A 17,652-nucleotide genomic window follows, 5' to 3' on the forward strand; every position below is an offset into this window, starting at 1 on the left:
CAGGATGCAGGCCGCCAAGGCAGCGTAAGTGGATAATTGTCCAACCTTCGGGGGGCATACCAGAGCGTGTGGAACGATAGCCTCAACTATATTGGGACGCTCTGCATCCGATTCAGAGTGCGTGGAACAAGAATTCTGCGCACAAAAAAAAGCGCCTGCACCTAAGTGCAAGCGCTTATCTGTTACCTACAGGCTTTTAGTGGAACAGCACTGCGGTTTTTTGCAGGGTAATCCAGACGCCCCACGCCAGCGGGATGCCTACGGCCAGCCAGGCGGCGATGACCAGCGGTTTACTGCCTGCGGATGCTTTCCACTCCAGCGAAGTCGTGGCATTGGCACCCTTGTCGTGACCGATGGCTTGTTCAGCCGCAAGCTCGGCGTCGGTCATGAAGTACTTGTCGGCAACCGGACGAATCAGCAGGTTGCAGATAAAGCCCAGCACCAGCAGACCCGAGAGGATGTACAAGGTGATGTCGTAGGCATCGGCACGTGCAACACCGTGGGCGAGTTGGTACTCACGCAGGTAGTTGACCAATACCGGACCGAGCACACCGGCCGCAGCCCAGGCAGTCAGCAGACGACCGTGGATCGCGCCGACCATCTGCGTACCGAACAGGTCAGCCAGATAAGCCGGAACCGTCGCGAAACCGCCACCGTACATCGACAGCACGATGCAGAACGCGGCCACGAACAGGGCGATGCTACCCATGTGGCTCAGGGTCGGAACCGACGCATAAAGCAGGAAGCCCAGTGCGAAGAATACGAAGTAGGTTGCCTTGCGACCGATGAAGTCCGAGCACGAAGCCCAGAAGAAACGACCGCCGATGTTGAACAGACTCAACAGACCCGTGAAGGCGGCTGCAATCGCAGCAATGGCATTCAGTTGGTCGGCATTGAGCTGGCTGAAGGTCAGATCGACGCCCAGCAGTTTGCCGGCGAACACTTCCTGCAACAGCGGCGAAGCCATGCCCAAGATGCCGATACCGGCCGATACGTTCAGGCACAGCACCAGCCAGACCAGACGGAACTGCGGTGTCTTCCAGGCCACGCTGACGTGCACGTGACGGTTGGTGATCATCGAGTTCTTGGCCTTGGCAGCCGGAGCGGTCCAGCCTTCAGGTTTCCAGCCGGTTGGTGGAACGCGATAGCCCAGCGCGCCACCGATCATGAAGATGAAGTAGATCACCGCCATCACCACGAAGCTCTGCCAGACGCCAACGCTTTCAGCCGAGGCAAAGTGGCCCATCAGCGCAGTGGCCAGTGGTGCACCGACCATTGCGCCGCCACCAAAGCCCATGATCGCCATACCGGTCGCCATGCCGCGCTTGTCCGGGAACCACTTGATCAGGGTCGAAACGGGGGAGATATAGCCCAGCCCCAGACCAATGCCGCCGATAACCCCCGAGCCCAGCCACATCAGCCAGATCTGGTGGGTATAAATACCCAACGCGGAAATCAGCAGACCGCCACACCAGCAGAGGGCCGAAACAACACCGGCCTTGCGTGGACCTGCGTGCTCCAGCCAGCCACCCCAGATGGCAGCCGAGCAACCCAGGAAAATGAAGAACAGGGTGTAGATCCAGCCCAGCATGGAGATCTGCCAGTCACAGGTCGACGCGAACATCTGCGCGAAGAAACCCATGTCCGGAGTACAGGCGACGGGTGCAGTAATACCCACGGCCTTGGACAACGGCAACCAGAACACCGAGAAGCCGTAAGCCATACCGATACAAAGATGGATGGCCAATGCTGCTGGTGGAACAAGCCAACGGTTGAAACCGGGCTTGGCGATAATGCGCTCTTTGGACAAGAACGCAGGCTGAACGGCGTCGCCGCCCAAGGCTGTGCTTGTGCTCATTATAATTACCCCAATGTGTGAAGCTCGCAGATGGTCCGCTGGTCCTCCACAGACTCCATGCCGAGCGGCCATGTCTGTTTTATCGGCAGGTTGTTCAGATACGTGACAAAAAGACGCACCTGAGCCAGCAAAAACGGAGACTATCACTGTCTGATGGCAAATAAGCATCTCGTTACATGCTTTTTATTATCTATTTTATCGGTTAATCCGCGCGCTCTATGACGCCATAGATGCAATCAATTAAATGATAAGGAAAAGCCTGTCAAAACCTTAGTTGAGGCAGAAAAGCTATGTAGCTGTAGGGTCGAGAGGAGCGCTGCTACCTCAAACCGGCGACCGGACAGCAATAAAGGCATCCGCAGCCCGGTACGCGCGTCAGAGCGGTATACTCACGGGCTATTTTTGAATATCGACACAAGGACTCGCCCATGAAAGCGTTCGGCAAAATCCTGGGGCTGTTTATTCTCGGGCTGTTGCTGATCATCGTGGCTCTCGGCTTCGCCCTGACCCACCTGTTTGATCCCAACGACTACAAAGACGAGATTCGCCAGCTGGCACGCGACAAGGCCAACGTCGAGCTGACGCTCAACGGTGATATCGGCTGGAGCCTGTTCCCCTGGCTCGGCCTGGAATTGCACGACGCCCATGTCGCCACCCTGACCGCCCCCGATCAGCCGTTTGCCGATGTGCAGATGCTCGGCCTGTCCGTACGTGTCCTGCCGCTGCTTCGTCGTCAGGTGCAGATGAGTGACATCCGCGTCGAAGGCCTTAACCTGGCCCTGCACCGTGACGAAAACGGTCATGGCAACTGGGAAGACATCGGCAAGCCCGCTGTCGCAACCACCGCAGCGCCTGGCGAACCGGCTCCTGCACCAGCCCCGGACGCGCCCAAGGCCGATCGCCCTTCCCAGCCCATCCGGCTGGATATCGACAGCCTGACTGTCAACAACGCCCGCGTGGATTACAGTGATGCCCGCAAAGGCCGAACCTTCACGGCCGAGAGCATTCAACTGAGCACCGGACCAATTCGTGAAGCATCCGACATCCCGATCAAACTGACGGCGTTCCTGAGCACCAACCAGCCCGTCGTGCGCGCCAAGACCGAACTGGTCGGCGAACTGCGCATGGACCGCGTACTCAAGCGCTATCAATTCGAAGACATGCGCTTGTCCGGCGAAGTCGCAGGCGAGCCGCTGCAGGGCAAGACCGTCACTTTCTCGGCGCAGGGCCAGCTGCTGGTAGACCTTGCCGCCAATATCGCCGAATGGAACAACCTCAAAGTGTCAGCCAACCAGTTGCGTGCACTGGGCGAACTGCGTGCCCGTGATCTGGATAAAACGCCACAGATCAGCGGCGGCCTGTCCATCGCCCAGCTCGACCTGCGCACCTTCTTCGAAAACATCGGCCAGCCATTGCCCGCCATGTCCGAGGGCGCGCTGAGCAAGGTTGAAATGGTCACAAGCCTCGCCGGCACGCCCACCAGCCTTGCGCTGGAAAACCTCAATCTGAAAGTCGACGACAGCACCTTCACCGGTCGCATCGCCGTGGACGACTTCGCCAAACAGGCGCTGCGTGTCCAGCTCAAGGGCGATACCTTCGACGCCGACCGCTATCGTCCAGCTGAGAGCGAAGAAAGCAAAGGTGCCAAGGCCGCGCGCAAATCCGAGGTTCAGTCCGGTGAAGCCGCCGCTGCTGCGGGCGACTCACCGCTGCCCGAACAACCGACCAAGGCCGCCTGGAGCACTGCCAGGCTGCTGCCGCTGGAGCGCTTGCGTACGCTGGATGTCGAGGCTGACCTGAGCTTCGGCAAACTGACCCTGAACAAACTGCCCATCGACAACGCAGCGCTCAAGACCCAAGCCAACGGCGGTCTTATCAAGGTCGATACGCTGAGTGGCGACCTGTACAACGGCAACTTCGAGGTCAAGGGCAATCTGGACGCGCGTCCGGACACGCCTGTGGCCACGGTACAGACGCGCATTGCCAAAGTACCGGTCGAACGCATTCTGGAAAGCCAGGGCCAGACGCCGCCAGTGCGTGGCCTGCTGAACCTAGACAGCAGCCTGACCGGCACAGGCAACAGCGAAAAAGCCCTGATCAACAGCCTGAACGGCACCGCCAGCTTTGCACTCAATAACGGCGTACTGGTCAATGCCAACCTGGAGCAGCAGCTGTGCAAGGGTATTTCGATCCTCAACCGCAAGACGCTTAGCGGCGAACCGCGCGCCAAGGACACTCCTTTCCAGCAGCTCAACGGCAATCTGGTGATACGCAACGGCGTGGCCAGCAACCCGGACCTCAAGGTTCGTACGCCGGGCATGGCCGTCAACGGTAACGGCGACGTCGATCTGCGCGTACTGGGCATGAATTACCGCGTCGGCATCATCGTCGAAGGCGACAAGAGCGACATGCCGGACCCGGCCTGCGAGATCAATCCGCGCTTTGTCGGCATCGAGTGGCCGGTGCAGTGCCGCGGCCCGCTGGAACTGGGTGCCAAAGCCTGCCGCCTGGACAAGGAAGGCGTGGGCCAGATCGCTGCCAGGCTGGCAGGCGACCGGATCAGCGAGAAGCTTGAGGACAAGCTGAATGAAAAACTCGGTGACAAGGTCAGCCCCGAACTCAAGGACGCCCTCAAGGGATTGTTCAAACGCTAGAGCAATGTGAACAGCTCAGGAGCGCCCTCGCGGCGCTCCACTGGCGCACCTTTTCCTATCCCGACTCATATCCCGACGACGAGAGCCCTTCAGGCCATGCAACCCGAACAATTCTCCAGCGCCGTGCTGGACTGGTACGACCGTCATGGCCGACATGACCTGCCCTGGCAACAAGACATCACGCCGTATCGGGTCTGGGTATCGGAAATCATGCTGCAGCAGACCCAGGTCAGCACCGTTCTGAATTACTTCGACCGCTTCATGGAGGCCCTGCCGACCGTGCAGGCGCTGGCTGAGGCACCGGAAGACGAAGTGCTGCACCTATGGACCGGGCTGGGCTACTACACCCGCGCCCGCAACTTGCAGAAGACCGCAAAAATCGTGGTTGCCAATCACGATGGCGAGTTTCCCCGTGACGTCGAAAAACTCATCCTGCTGCCCGGTATCGGTCTATCCACCGCAGGCGCAATCGCCAGCCTGAGCATGGGTCTTCGCGCGCCGATCCTCGACGGCAACGTCAAACGCGTGCTGGCGCGCTTTACTGCGCAAGAGGGCTACCCGGGCGAACCCAAGGTGGCCAAACAGCTGTGGGCCACAGCTGAACGCTTCACACCGCACAGCCGGGTCAACAACTATACCCAGGCCATGATGGACCTCGGTGCCACGCTCTGTACCCGCAGCAAACCCAGCTGCCTGCTCTGCCCGCTGGAACGCAGTTGCGAGGCGCACATGCTGGGCCTGGAAACCCGCTACCCCATCCCCAAACCACGCAAGACGGTGCCGCAGAAATGCACGCTCATGCCGATGCTCGCCAACGAAGACGGCGCGATTCTGCTTTATCGTCGCCCTTCCAGCGGCTTGTGGGGCGGCCTGTGGAGCCTTCCGGAACTGGATGACTTCGATGACCTGCAGCACCTGGCCACGCAACACGCACTGCAATTGGGCGAGCACCATGAACTGCCGGGGCTGATCCACACTTTCAGCCACTTCCAGTTGAGCATCGAACCCTGGCTGGTCAAGGTCCAGGAGTCCGCCGATCACGTGGCCGAGGCCGACTGGCTCTGGTATAACCTCGCCACCCCGCCACGCCTGGGCCTTGCTGCCCCGGTGAAAAAGCTGCTCAAACGCGCAGCCGACGTATTGAACGCAGGAGAGTCGTCATGACCCGCACCGTAATGTGCCGCAAGTACAAAGAAGAACTGCCCGGCCTGGAACGCGCCCCTTATCCGGGAGCCAAGGGCGAAGACATCTTCAACCACGTCTCGCAAAAAGCCTGGGCCGACTGGCAGAAACACCAGACCCTGCTGATCAACGAGCGCCGCCTGAATATGATGAACGCCGAAGACCGGAAATTCCTCCAGACCGAGATGGACAAGTTTCTCTCGGGCGAAGAATACGCCCAGGCCGAAGGCTACGTTCCCCCCGAAAAATAAAGCGTTTCACGCAGTGAAGGTCGTAAGCGTCGGTAATAATTCAAATTTTTTAAAAAACACGCTTGACGACCTCCTGAAAAACACGTCTAATGCGCCCCGTTGCCCAGATAGCTCAGTCGGTAGAGCAGGGGATTGAAAATCCCCGTGTCGGCGGTTCGATTCCGTCTCTGGGCACCACCTTCCGTTTTCAGGTGATGCCAAGCACACCTGAAAACACACAAGAAGCCCGCCTCGTGCGGGCTTTTTGTTGTCTGGGCGAAACGATACTCAGCCATTCGCCTTCAACATTCTCCGTTTGAATTCATCTACGCTGAATGGACGAGGCGCCCCGCTGGACTCGCCTTCATCAGCGCAAGCCGGGTGGCTTCAATGTCTGCGCTCCGGGCCTGTTCGCGACGAATCAAGTCGCGAATATGTTGGCTGTCGCTGGTGTACGTGCCCACTTCAGTCTGCGCGCTTATTAAAGCGCCCTTTTGATCGGTCATCCGTACGGTCTCCATACTTGAACTCCAAAATCGTTTATCGACTGCGAGAGGCCTTCGCCTGGAAGAGGCATGCTCACACATGCGTTACGCAGCGCGGAAGCCCAGTGCTTCGAGCAAATCAAGACCAGCCATCCAGAGCCCTGCCACCCCCATCCCGTTGAACTAATTTTCCCTCCCCACCATCGAAGCCATACATTTGCTTCCACAAGGAAAATTACGTGCTCAAGTTTACTGCCTCCGCCCTCATCATCGCCGCCACTCTGGGTCTGGCTGCCTGCGACAGCAAATCCGAACAGAAAGCACAGGACGCTCAGGCTCATCAGGAGAAATCCCAGGAGAAGATGGAGTCTGCCCAGGACAAAGTGAACGAGGCTGCCAAAGAGAACACCGAAGCGGCCAAGGACAAAGCTGCGTCCAAGGAAGCGGCTGCCGAAGAATCGAAGACCTTCGTGCCGACGTCCGAAGTGACCAACACCATCCAGCCGGAAAAAAAGTGAAAACAGTGAATACTCTTCACAAAGTTTTCACAGCGGCCGCGTCATTGTAGAGCTGCTCCCAAGTGTGAATCCTTAAGCCCGCGCCCCCATCGCGGGCTTTTCTTTGTCCTGAATTTGACGGGCAGAGCGCTTTTCCAGATATCTGCGTACCTATAGTCAGCGTATTTCTTTTTGACAAAAAACTGCACTTTTTTGACGCCAGAAAATCTCTTCATTTATCCAGTCGATTGTTGCGATGACCCGTTCATGTCGCAGCTTTTCGAGCCGATACTCTAATCACAGCAAGTCCACAAACACACCAAGGGGCAGGTTATGTTCGGAAACAAGAACAAAGCTGAACTGACAGCCATGAAGGCCGAGGTAGATGGACTCAAAGGACTGACAAGCGCACTGGAAAAATCAATGGCGGTGGTCGAGCTGGGTCTCGACGGCAAGATCCTTCGTGCCAACGATAACTTCATTGCAACGATGGGCTACCGGGCCGATGAGCTGGCCAGCAAGACGCACCGCGACTTTTGCGAGCCGGAGATGCTCCGCAGCCGTGAATACGCGGACCTGTGGGCGTCTCTGAAGGCTGGCAAGTTCATCTCCGGCACCTTCAAGCGCATCGACAAGAATGGCAGTAGCGTCTGGCTGGAGGCAAGCTACAACCCGGTGACCGATACGCAGGGCAAAGTCTTCAAGGTGGTCAAATATGCTCTGGACGTCACTAAACGCGTAATGCTCGAAAACGAGACCAACAGCAAGCTGGCAGCAGTAGACCGGGCCATGGCTGTTTGCGAATTCGAGCCCAATGGCAATGTGATAACCGCCAACAGTAACTTCCTGAACGTCATGGGTTACGCACTGAACGAGATCAAAGGTAAACACCACAGATCGTTCTGCGAACCGGCACTGACCAACAGCCCGGAATATGCCGAATTCTGGCGCAAGTTGAATCAGGGCGAGTTCATTGGCGATCAGTTCAAACGCCTCGGCAAACATGGCCGGGTTGTCTGGCTGGAAGCAACGTATAACCCGGTTTTTGATGTCGACGGCAAGCTCTACAAGATCGTCAAGTTTGCCAGTGACATTACCCAGCGTGTCGAAAAGCAGGAAGCCGATGCGCATGGTGCGTCGCGTACTTACCATATCTCGGCAGAAACCGAGAAAGTGGCCGAACAGGGAACCCTGGTCATTCAGGAAACCGCTCGGGAAATGCGCCAGATTGCCGAAAACATCGGCGCGTCGGCGAAGCTGGTGAGCCAACTGGGCGATCGCTCCGAGCAGATCACCGCCATCGTCAACACCATCCGCGGCATCGCCGACCAGACCAACCTGCTGGCGCTCAACGCTGCCATCGAAGCGGCACGGGCGGGTGATCAGGGTCGTGGGTTTGCCGTGGTGGCAGACGAAGTCCGGCAACTGGCCGGACGTACCAGCGGCTCTACCACCGAGATTGCCGAAATGATCGGCAAGATTCTCGCCGAAACACGTGAAGCCGTGGCGAGCATGGATGCCACGCAGGAAGGTGCCATTCGAGGTGTGACACTGGCCGATCAGGCCGGACAGGTCATCGTGCAGATCCGCGACGGCGCAAGCGATGCGGTCGAGGCCGTGAACATGTTCGCCACGCGCATGGATGAAGCCGAAGCGTTTGCAAAGCCGGGCAAGCGATGACGATCGTGTAACACCCAGCACATCAAAACCCGCGTCCTGCGGGTTTTTTATTGTCCAGAGATTACGGCCAAGCCTTGGTTATCCAGCCCGTCTGCGCTTCAATAGCGGCCATCGCATTTCACGCCAGCCAAAGGACCGCTCATGGCCTCGCCAGACAAGCAGCAAAAACGTGCCAAGCGCGCAAAAATCAAGGCCAAGCAGAACCGCTCGGGCAAGGGCACAACCAGCCTCGTCCACCCGGTGTTTGCCTCTGCGCTGGTCAATCTGCCGTTTGATGACGTCGAACTTGATCTAAGCACGTTCGACTTCAAAGACATTGTAGAGAACGGCTTCGACCCGGCCGACTATGATGATCTCTTCGTGGCCATGAAAGCCGCCGAAGCCATCAGCCAACTGGCGCTGTGCGTCGTTTTCCTGCAGTACCCGGTGCTGGCACTGGTCGTTTCCGAAGAGGACGAAGACCCTGCCACAGACTTCATGATGGGCCTGCTGATCGTGTACCGCGCCATGTACCACGATGAAGACGAAGACACGGCGATCGAATGGATCGAAAGCCCTGCCTTCCAAAAGGATTACACCCTGGCATCCGATCTGCTGATGAAGCGAGACACCAAGGCCGCACGCTGATCGAGATCGTGCCGACGCAGAGCGTCAGCACGATAGTCAGCGGCCAATCAACCCAGCGCAGCAGCGCCTACACGCCCGGCTTTGCGGCGGCGCGAAACCAGCAGGCCAGCACTGATCACCAGCAGGCTTAGCAGGCCGGTGGCGATGATTTCGACACGGTGCTCTTCCTGGATCAACATGATCGTCAGCACTGCAACGATGAACGCGATCACCGCCCAGGTCAGCCATGGGAACAGCCACATCTTGAAGTCGATAGCCTCGCCTGCAGCAATGCGCTTCTGGCGCATCCGCAGTTGCGACACGGCAATCACCAGATACACCAGCAGGGCAATGGCACCGGAGCTGGCCAGCAGGAAATCAAACACAGCAGCCGGTGCAATGTAGTTGGCGAACACGGTCAGGAACGCCGCGGCAGTCGACATGATCACCGCCCAGTAAGGCGTGCCGCCCTTGCTGGTGCGTTTGGACAATGCCGGTGCATCGCCGCGCTTACCGAGCGAGAACAGCATGCGCGAAGCGGTATAGAGCGCCGAGTTCAGGCAGCTGGTCACAGCAACCAGCACCACCAGATCGACAATCAGCTTGGCGTTCGGAATACCCATCGCATCGAGCACGGTCTGATACGAACCTACCTCGGCCAGGCGCGGATCGTTCCACGGCACCAGCGACACAACGATGAAGATCGAAACCAGATAGAACAGGAAGATCCGCCAGATCACCGAGTTGGTGGCCTTGGTGATCTGCTTGCCAGGGTTCTTGGACTCCGCTGCGGCGATGGTCACAATTTCGGTGCCCATAAACGAGAACATGGTGGTCAACATCGCCGCCAGCACCGCGCCCATGCCGTTTGGCAGGAAGCCACCGGTATCAAACAGATGGCTCACGCCACTGACGTTACTGGTGGGCAGCAGGCCAAAAATTGCCGCAACACCCAGCACCACGAACGCGATGATCGCCACAACCTTGATCAGCGCAAACCAGAACTCGAATTCGCCGTAATTCTTCACACTGAACAGGTTGGTCGCGGTCAGCAGCAATGTGATGACCAGCGTGAACATCCAGATCGCGATGTTCGGGAACCAGGCATGCAAAATGGTCGCGGCGGCATTCGCCTCCAGCGGGATCACCAGCACCCAGAACCACCAGTACAACCAGCCGATGGTAAAGCCGGCCCAGTGCCCGATAGCGCGGTCGGCATAGGTTGAGAACGAACCGGTGTCTGGCGAGGCAACGGCCATTTCGGCCAGCATGCGCATCACCAGCACCACCAGCGTACCCGCAGCGGCGTAGGCCAGCAGCACGGCAGGGCCTGCCTCGGCAATCGCATGGCCGGAGCCGACGAACAGACCGGCACCAATAACGCCGGCAATCGACAGCATCGTAATGTGTCGCGGTTTCAGCCCTTGTTCGAGCTCGGAAGAGTTAGCGGTACTGCTCATAAAACCACCTGTGCAAGACGAGCGAGGCACACCGAAGCGTTACGTAAAAAGAAAGCTACGGTGCCGTTCTTTATTATTGACGCAAGAATTGCGCCAAAATATTTCGAAAACGACGTCGCTTAGAGAATACGAGGCCTGTGGCTTAGCCCGTGAGGCATACAAGACGATGGCTTTTATACGCAGTCTGTAGGATTTGTTACCAAACGCCTCAGATTCATCTACATGCACGCACCAAAAATGCCCCAAACCTTCCTCAAAGCGCAAACATGGTGCAGAAATCAGACCACCACTCAGCAAATGCTACTTCCAACACCAGGCCAAAGCTGGCAACATCGCGCCTTTTTCGCGCACGCCCCTGTTTTGCAGGGCATGGTACTTGCCTTCATGCGACCGTCCGCTGCCCGGATGAGACAACCCGTCGAGCGCCTCCACGCTCGACACAATACGTCGATGGTTGTCCTTTAAACGCTGTGCTAGCTTGGCGTTCGCTGGCAGCCAGCGCGCACACTTCAATGAGGACCCCACATGGCCGAGGCCACGCCCGCCCTGGAAATCCGCAACCTGCACAAGCGCTACGATCAGCTTGAGGTGCTCAAAGGCATCTCGCTGACCGCTCGCGACGGCGACGTCATATCGATCCTCGGCTCCTCCGGTTCCGGCAAGTCCACGTTGCTGCGCTGCATCAACCTGCTGGAAAACCCGCATCAGGGCCAGATTCTGGTGGCCGGCGAAGAATTGAAGCTCAAGGCCGCGCGCAACGGCGACCTGATTGCCGCCGATAACCGGCAGATCAACCGCTTGCGCAGCCAGATCGGTTTCGTATTTCAGAACTTCAACCTGTGGCCGCACATGAGCGTGCTCGATAACATCATCGAGGCCCCGCGTCGCGTTCTGGGCCAGAGCAAGGCCAAAGCCATCGAGGTGGCTGAAGAGCTGCTGGCCAAGGTGGGTATCGCCGACAAACGCCATGCCTACCCTGCGCAGCTCTCCGGCGGGCAACAGCAGCGCGCCGCCATCGCGCGTACGCTGGCCATGCAGCCGAAGGTCATTCTGTTCGACGAGCCGACATCGGCCCTCGACCCGGAGATGGTTCAGGAAGTACTCGGCGTCATCCGCGCACTGGCTGAAGAAGGCCGGACCATGCTGCTGGTGACCCACGAAATGAATTTTGCACGTCAGGTATCAACTGAAGTGGTGTTTTTGCATCAGGGAATGGTCGAAGAACAGGGCACACCGCAGCAAGTATTCGAAAACCCGCTGTCGGCAAGGTGCAAACAATTCATGTCGAGTCACCGCTAACGGAGCAACACCCATGCAGTCGTACAAAAAGATCTTGCTGATCGCAGCGGCCACCCTTGCCTTCAGCGGCAGTGCCTTTGCTGAAACAATGAAAATGGGCATCGAAGGTGCCTACCCGCCGTTCAACAACAAGGACGCGAGTGGCCAGGTGGTGGGCTTTGACTATGAAATCGGCCAGGCCCTGTGCGCCAGGATGAAGGTCGAATGCGAAGCGGTGACGTCAGACTGGGACGGCATCATCCCGGCGTTAATGGCCAACAAGTTCGACTTCCTGATCTCGTCGCTGTCGATCACCGAAGAGCGCAAGCAGGTGGTCGATTTCACCAACCCGTATTACTCGAACAAGCTGCAATTCATCGCGCCGAAAACTTCCTCGATCGACGTATCGAGCACTGAAAAAGCCAAAGAAAGCCTTGCCGGCAAGTCAGTGGGTGCACAGCGATCGACACTGGCCGCCACCTGGCTGGAAGACAAGCTCGGGATCATGGACGCCAAGCTCTATGACACTCAGGAAAACGCCTTCCTCGACCTGTCCTCCGGTCGCGTCGACGCCATGCTGGCCGACAAATACGTCAGCTTCGAGTGGCTGAAAAGCGAAGCGGGTCAGAACTTCGAGTTCAAGGGCGAGCCTGTCGTTGAAGACGACAAGATCGGCATCGCCGTGCGCAAGGGTGATGATGCCCTGCGCGAGCGCTTGAACGCGGCCCTGAAAGAAATCATCGCTGATGGCACCTACAAGAAGATCAACGACAAGTATTTCCCTTTCAGCATCCTCTGATTCACCTGACCGCGTCGCCGCCGCTTCCTGTCGAAGCGCGGCGACCGGCCCTGACAAAGCCTGCCCATGAACATTGATCTCCACGGATTCGGCCCTTGCGGCTGGCGCGCTGATGACGGTCCAGCTTGCACTCTCGGCCCTGTGCCTGGGGCTGATACTCGGACTGCTCGGCGCCTTGGCCAAGACCTCGCCCTACAAGCCTCTGCAATGGCTGGGCAGTACCTACTCGACCCTGGTACGCGGCATTCCCGAACTGCTTTGGGTGTTGCTGATTTACTTCGGCACCGTCAACGGCATGCGCGCTCTGGGCAAACTGTTCGACATTCCTGACCTGGCCCTGAGCGCTTTCTCTGCCGGGGTCATCGCCCTGGGCATTTGCTTTGGTGCCTACGCGACCGAAGTGTTTCGCGGCGCGATTCTGGCCATCCCCAAAGGTCATCGTGAAGCCGGGCTGGCGCTGGGCATGTCACGCTCGCGCATCCTCTTCAAACTGGTCCTGCCGCAGATGTGGCGCATCGCCCTGCCCGGCCTGGGCAATCTGTTCATGATTCTGATGAAAGACACCGCGCTGGTCTCGGTGATCGGCCTGGAAGAAATCATGCGCCACGCGCAGATCGCCGTGGGCTTCACCAAGCAAGCGTTCACCTTCTACATGGTCGCGGCCTTCATGTACCTGGGCCTGACCGTGCTGGCCATGGCCGGCATGTACTTCCTTGAGAAGCGTGCCAGTCGCGGCTTTCTGAGGAGCGCGTCATGAACTGGGAAGTCATCATCAAGTGGCTGCCACGCCTGGCACAGGGCGCGACCCTGACCCTTGAGCTGGTGGCGATTGCCGTCATCGCCGGGCTGATCCTCGCCATCCCGATGGGCATCGCCCGTGCATCGCGTCACTGGCCGGTGCGCGCCCTGCCCTACGCCTACATCTTTTTCTTCCGCGGCACACCGCTGCTGGTGCAACTGTTTCTGGTCTATTACGGGCTGGCGCAGTTCGACGTGGTGCGTCAGGGGCCGCTGTGGCCATACCTGCGTGACCCTTTCTGGTGTGCGGTTGTCACCATGACCCTGCACACCGCCGCCTACATCGCAGAAATCCTGCGTGGCGCCATTCAGGCCGTGCCGGTCGGTGAAGTCGAGGCTGCGCGGGCGCTGGGCATGTCGAAATGGAAAGCATTGTTCTACATCGTCCTGCCCCGCGCGACACGTATCGGCCTGCCTGCCTACAGCAACGAAGTCATCCTGATGCTCAAGGCCAGCGCACTGGCAAGCACCGTAACCCTGCTGGAGTTGACCGGCATGGCCCGCACGATCATCGCCCGCACTTACTTGCCGGTAGAAATTTTCTTCGCCGCCGGTATGTTCTACCTCGTGATGACGTTCGTGCTGGTACAAGGCTTCCGCCTGCTGGAAAAGCTATTGCGTGTAGACGCCAGTCAGGGGCGCTGATATGAAGGGTGCTGGCGTCGACCCAGTCAGCACCTTGCCCCGCGAGGCCGCCACTATGCCCACTGAACCTTGCTTGCAGGATGAACACCTCGGCAGCCACTTTCGTGCGCTGGACAGCTTTCTGTTCGCGCATCAGGCCTTGTGGCGGCCCAAGCCGTTCACGCACCTGCGTCTGCCGTGGGAAGACAAATACCCGGACCTCGCAAACTGGCTGCGGCAACGCACGCTGGAACAGGCCGAGGCCGCGCATAACCACCCGGAACAACTCGACGCGCCGTTTCCGTTCCCGCAACTGGCCGCCGAAGCCGTCGCCCTGAGCCACGTCGCTGAACTGCCTTCACATCCTCTGGAGCCAGTCGATGCGCGCATGAGTGTCGACGTGCCGGGGCGCAAATGGCAACAGATCGAAGCCTTCGCCAGCCATCTGGACATGCGTGATACCACCACTCACTGGCTGGACTGGTGCGCAGGCAAAGGCCACCTGGGGCGGCGCCTGACCGGGCGCGGTCAGCGTCTGACCTGCCTGGAGCACGACCCGGCGCTGATCGAAGCAGGCCTGGCACTGAGTACGCGGCAAGGCATCGACGCCAGGCATGTGCAGCAGGATGTAATGGCCGACGACGCCTGGCGCTGCCTGCAACCCGAGCACACGCCTGTGGCGCTGCATGCCTGCGGCGACCTGCACATTCAGCTGATGGAGCTGGCAAGCCAGACCGGCTGTCGGCACATGGCAATCGCGCCATGCTGCTACAACCGCACCCGGCACGACCTGTATCGACCGCTGTCCAGCGACGGCAAAGTATCGGGTTTGAAGCTGTCGCGAGACGAACTCGGCCTGCCACTCAGCGAAACCGTGACGGCTGGCGCTCGCGTGCGTCGTCAACGCGACACCTCGATGGCCCGCCGTCTGGGCTTCGACCTGCTGCAGCGCAGCTTGTGCGGCATTGACGATTACTTGCCCACGCCTTCGCTGCCGACATCCTGGCTGGATGCGTCCTACGCGGACTACTGCAATCATCTGGCGCGACTGAAGAATCTGCCAGCACCGGGCCAGCAGGACTGGGCTTCTCTGGAAGCCGCTGGCTGGAAGAGACTGGCCGAAGTGCGCAACCTGGAACTGGTCCGCGACCTGTTTCGGCGTCCGCTGGAGATGTGGCTGGTGCTCGACAGGGCAATGTATGTCCACGAGCAGGGCTACAGCGTCAGCGTTGGCACTTTCTGTGACAGCCGGATTACACCACGCAACCTGCTGATTCTGGCCCGAAAATCGTGACCTAAATCGATTGAGCAACCTGTGGATAAGTCTGTTGATGAAAATGTGGATGAGTGCGTTAAAGCTTGGCGCGCCAGTTACTAAAGCCCCTTATTTTTTCCCGCAATCCTTTCCGTACCCCGCAAAAACAATGCCTTGCGGCGCATCAGGCCAATGTGCGCACATCTGGTAACGCGCGTATTTTTTTATCAAGCAATTGTGCATAAAGATTTGGTAAAGGCTCTGGAACAAGCCTTTTATCTGGCTCAATCGTGCACACGCAAGTGCCTGTGCACGACTTGTTTAGTGCGAGGTTTCAGACCTCTTCGACACACTCCAGCGAGCGCTCGACCATGACTTTGGCCATTTCCAGCATGTGCATGGAGGCAAACGCCAGGTCGCGTTGCGCACCGGACAATTCATCGCCCAGTTCGCGGGCAGTGGCCGATGCACAGCGCAGGAAATCCAGCGCATGCACCAAGGTTGCTTCCAGGCTGATGAAGTCGAACTTGCTGTCGTGGGGTTCTTTGTCAGTGCGGGGGATTGGCAGGTAACACGCCATGGCGCGCTTGACGACCGCCTTGTCGAAGATTGGCGCGGTGCTGGACTGTTTGGGTGGGTCGGGGGTTATTTTGACCATGCTTTAGCTCCTTCTATGAAGTCGCTACCTGTTCGCTACTAAACGAAAGGCGGCAACTGTACGCGAGTTAGTAGACCGGTGAGCTAAGAACCGGCGCACCCGAAGGTGCCAAGCGCACAGTCGCCATAGCATCGGGACGAAGCCTGATGAAACGCGGCTGTGTTACGCCTTAACTCACTGCGGGCTACTAAACCCGATCGCTGATATGCAGCGACAGGCGGAGATTAGAAGCACACATCGAGAGGCGCAAGCGGTCGGGGATTCTCTCGGAAATGTCCTTCAAAAGAAAGAGACCAAGCCTGCAAAAACCGGCCTGAAAGCGTTGCAAAAGATGATCTCTGCACACAATTGCCGAAGCCCGTAGGAGCGGACGTGTCCGCGAAGACTTAACAGACGACGCCGCACTCACGTCATAGCCCAACCGCTAAAACTGATCATCCTTCAACCGCGCAAACGGCACGCTACGGTTCTGCAACTTGCGCAACGTCAGCTTGTACGCACTGGACTTGATCTGACTGCCCATCGGCGTCTCTTCCAGCAAGATCCGACCCGACGCAAAGGCACAGCCCGTGCTCATCATCTTGTACTTGAGCAGATACAGCCCCGGGTCCATCTTGGCGAACGTAAACACCGCACCGGCCGGCACAAACGCATGCCGAAACGCCCTGCGCCCCACCGCATCGGTGACCTTGGCATACACCGCCGACTCGCCCGCCGAGTTATCCACCGTGATCTGCGACCAGCCGTTGTCCTTGAGCAACGGCATATCTTTCACGTAACCCGCCTTTTCCGGCCAGGGCGCGCCCATCGGATCCAGCGCGGGCACCTCACACTCGGACGTTACCGCATCAACCGGCTTGGCCGGGCTGGCCACAGGCTCTTCAACCGGTGCGGCGGGCGCTGGCTTGACCCACGTCTGCGCCACCGGCACCGCCTCGGCTGGCACAAACGCCTTGCCAGCATCCCGGTCATAACCCATCCACGCCCCGGCTGCGCAAAACACCACAAACACCAGCGCCCAACGCCACGCACTGCGGCGCCGCTTGTCACTGGAAGGCGATGAAGAGGAAGGAGAAGCCTTGGGCGCCGGGCCCGTCCGAGCGGCCCGAGAGGGCGTTGCAGTGGCAGTTGCAGAGTTTGCGGCGTACACATGCACCGCCTGCCCACCCCCCGCACGCGCCTGCTTGCGCCGCAACGCGTCCATACGAGCCTTGTGCTCATCGGCAGCAAGCTGCGCATCATAAGCCGCACGCCGCGAAGGGTCCGCCAGCACATCATGAGACGCGTTGACCACGCCCATCATGTCCGAGGCATAAGGGTCGGAATTCCTGTCCGGGTGCAGCTTCTGCGCCAGCTTGCGATAAGCCTTCTTGATCTGCTCAGGAGAGGCATCGCGAGCAACACTCAGCAGCTCGTAATGCGTGGGCGTTCTCTGCATTGCACTTGCTGTCCATGGCTGACTGCCATTTTTGATACAGATGTATCGGCCAAAAAGCCCGGGCCTGCCGTCAGGCAGGCCCTTGTTTTACCAGCTCGGTCTGGTAAATCGGTCTCCGTACAGGATCGCAAATTGATTCATTGCCACTTT

The 17,652-nt window shown here is 58.8% G+C and carries 14 protein-coding genes, 1 tRNA gene and 2 pseudogenes; 12 read left to right on the forward strand and 5 right to left on the reverse strand.

What is annotated here, in order from left to right; genetic code table 11:
- Positions 1–196: 196 nt before the first annotated feature.
- Entirely contained in the window at positions 197–1,858 is a 1,662-nt protein-coding gene (locus tag AO277_RS02295; protein WP_044319454.1) for an OFA family MFS transporter, read from the reverse strand.
- A 428-nt stretch (positions 1,859–2,286) separates the two neighbouring features.
- Between AO277_RS02295 and AO277_RS02300 the strand changes: the two genes are divergently transcribed.
- From AO277_RS02300 to AO277_RS02315, 4 genes are all read left to right on the forward strand, one after another.
- Positions 2,287–4,512 (forward strand): AsmA family protein, encoded by a 2,226-nt coding sequence (locus AO277_RS02300; protein ID WP_044319453.1) that lies wholly within the window; start codon positions 2,287–2,289, stop codon positions 4,510–4,512.
- Between the two features lie 96 nt (positions 4,513–4,608).
- Entirely contained in the window at positions 4,609–5,676 is a 1,068-nt protein-coding gene (gene mutY / locus AO277_RS02305) for an A/G-specific adenine glycosylase (protein WP_044319452.1), read from the forward strand.
- Positions 5,673–5,945 carry an oxidative damage protection protein gene (locus tag AO277_RS02310; protein WP_002555777.1) on the forward strand — a complete coding sequence of 91 codons (273 nt, stop codon included), beginning with the start codon at positions 5,673–5,675 and terminating at the stop codon, positions 5,943–5,945. Before mutY ends, AO277_RS02310 begins: the two co-directional genes overlap by 4 nt.
- 101 nt (positions 5,946–6,046) lie before the next feature.
- A tRNA-Phe gene (locus AO277_RS02315) sits at positions 6,047–6,122 on the forward strand.
- A 90-nt stretch (positions 6,123–6,212) separates the two neighbouring features.
- Here AO277_RS02315 and AO277_RS02320 read toward each other — a convergent pair.
- Positions 6,213–6,445 (reverse strand): annotated as a pseudogene (locus AO277_RS02320) (ribbon-helix-helix domain-containing protein).
- Between the two features lie 203 nt (positions 6,446–6,648).
- Here AO277_RS02320 and AO277_RS02325 point away from each other — a divergent pair.
- The 3 genes from AO277_RS02325 to AO277_RS02335 all read left to right on the forward strand — a co-directional run bounded on the left by AO277_RS02325 (position 6,649) and on the right by AO277_RS02335 (position 9,213).
- Positions 6,649–6,927: a hypothetical protein gene (locus AO277_RS02325; protein ID WP_004655093.1), complete on the forward strand. Its 279-nt coding sequence runs from the start codon at positions 6,649–6,651 to the stop codon at positions 6,925–6,927.
- A 312-nt stretch (positions 6,928–7,239) separates the two neighbouring features.
- Positions 7,240–8,586 (forward strand): methyl-accepting chemotaxis protein, encoded by a 1,347-nt coding sequence (locus AO277_RS29370; RefSeq protein ID WP_044319451.1) that lies wholly within the window; start codon positions 7,240–7,242, stop codon positions 8,584–8,586.
- 141 nt (positions 8,587–8,727) lie between these two features.
- Complete coding sequence (locus AO277_RS02335; RefSeq protein ID WP_044319450.1) at positions 8,728–9,213, forward strand: hypothetical protein; 486 nt, start codon at positions 8,728–8,730, stop codon at positions 9,211–9,213.
- Positions 9,214–9,260: 47 nt separating this feature from the next.
- Here AO277_RS02335 and gabP read toward each other — a convergent pair whose 3' ends face one another.
- The gene (gene gabP, locus AO277_RS02340; RefSeq protein ID WP_004663235.1) at positions 9,261–10,652 is read right to left on the reverse strand and encodes a GABA permease; all 1,392 of its coding nucleotides are present in this window, start codon (positions 10,650–10,652) and stop codon (positions 9,261–9,263) included.
- 525 nt (positions 10,653–11,177) lie between these two features.
- On the opposite strand from gabP, the gene AO277_RS02355 reads away from it, so the two are divergent.
- The 5 genes and pseudogenes from AO277_RS02355 to AO277_RS02375 all read left to right on the forward strand — a co-directional run bounded on the left by AO277_RS02355 (position 11,178) and on the right by AO277_RS02375 (position 15,445).
- Positions 11,178–11,951, forward strand: a complete 774-nt coding sequence (locus AO277_RS02355; protein WP_044319449.1) for an ABC transporter ATP-binding protein — start codon at positions 11,178–11,180, stop codon at positions 11,949–11,951.
- 13 nt (positions 11,952–11,964) lie between these two features.
- Complete coding sequence (locus tag AO277_RS02360) at positions 11,965–12,729, forward strand: ABC transporter substrate-binding protein (RefSeq protein ID WP_002555783.1); 765 nt, start codon at positions 11,965–11,967, stop codon at positions 12,727–12,729.
- A gap of 66 nt (positions 12,730–12,795) precedes the next feature.
- Positions 12,796–13,486, forward strand: a pseudogene (locus AO277_RS02365) (ABC transporter permease).
- On the forward strand, positions 13,483–14,172 hold the full coding sequence (locus tag AO277_RS02370) for an ABC transporter permease (RefSeq protein WP_044319448.1): 690 nt from the start codon (positions 13,483–13,485) through the stop codon (positions 14,170–14,172). The pseudogene AO277_RS02365 and the gene AO277_RS02370 overlap by 4 nt, the downstream one beginning before the upstream one ends.
- A 1-nt stretch (position 14,173) precedes the next feature.
- Complete coding sequence (locus AO277_RS02375; protein WP_044319447.1) at positions 14,174–15,445, forward strand: methyltransferase; 1,272 nt, start codon at positions 14,174–14,176, stop codon at positions 15,443–15,445.
- Between the two features lie 295 nt (positions 15,446–15,740).
- On the opposite strand, the gene AO277_RS02380 is transcribed toward AO277_RS02375, so the two are convergent.
- Together AO277_RS02380 and AO277_RS02385 are read right to left on the reverse strand one after the other, a co-directional pair.
- Positions 15,741–16,064: a DUF6124 family protein gene (locus AO277_RS02380; RefSeq protein WP_044319446.1), complete on the reverse strand. Its 324-nt coding sequence runs from the start codon at positions 16,062–16,064 to the stop codon at positions 15,741–15,743.
- Between the two features lie 424 nt (positions 16,065–16,488).
- On the reverse strand, positions 16,489–17,502 hold the full coding sequence (locus tag AO277_RS02385) for a J domain-containing protein (protein ID WP_044319445.1): 1,014 nt from the start codon (positions 17,500–17,502) through the stop codon (positions 16,489–16,491).
- Positions 17,503–17,652: the final 150 nt, after the last annotated feature.

Origin of the sequence: Pseudomonas amygdali, assembly GCF_002699855.1 — a bacterium.
Classification (GTDB): domain Bacteria; phylum Pseudomonadota; class Gammaproteobacteria; order Pseudomonadales; family Pseudomonadaceae; genus Aquipseudomonas; species Aquipseudomonas amygdali.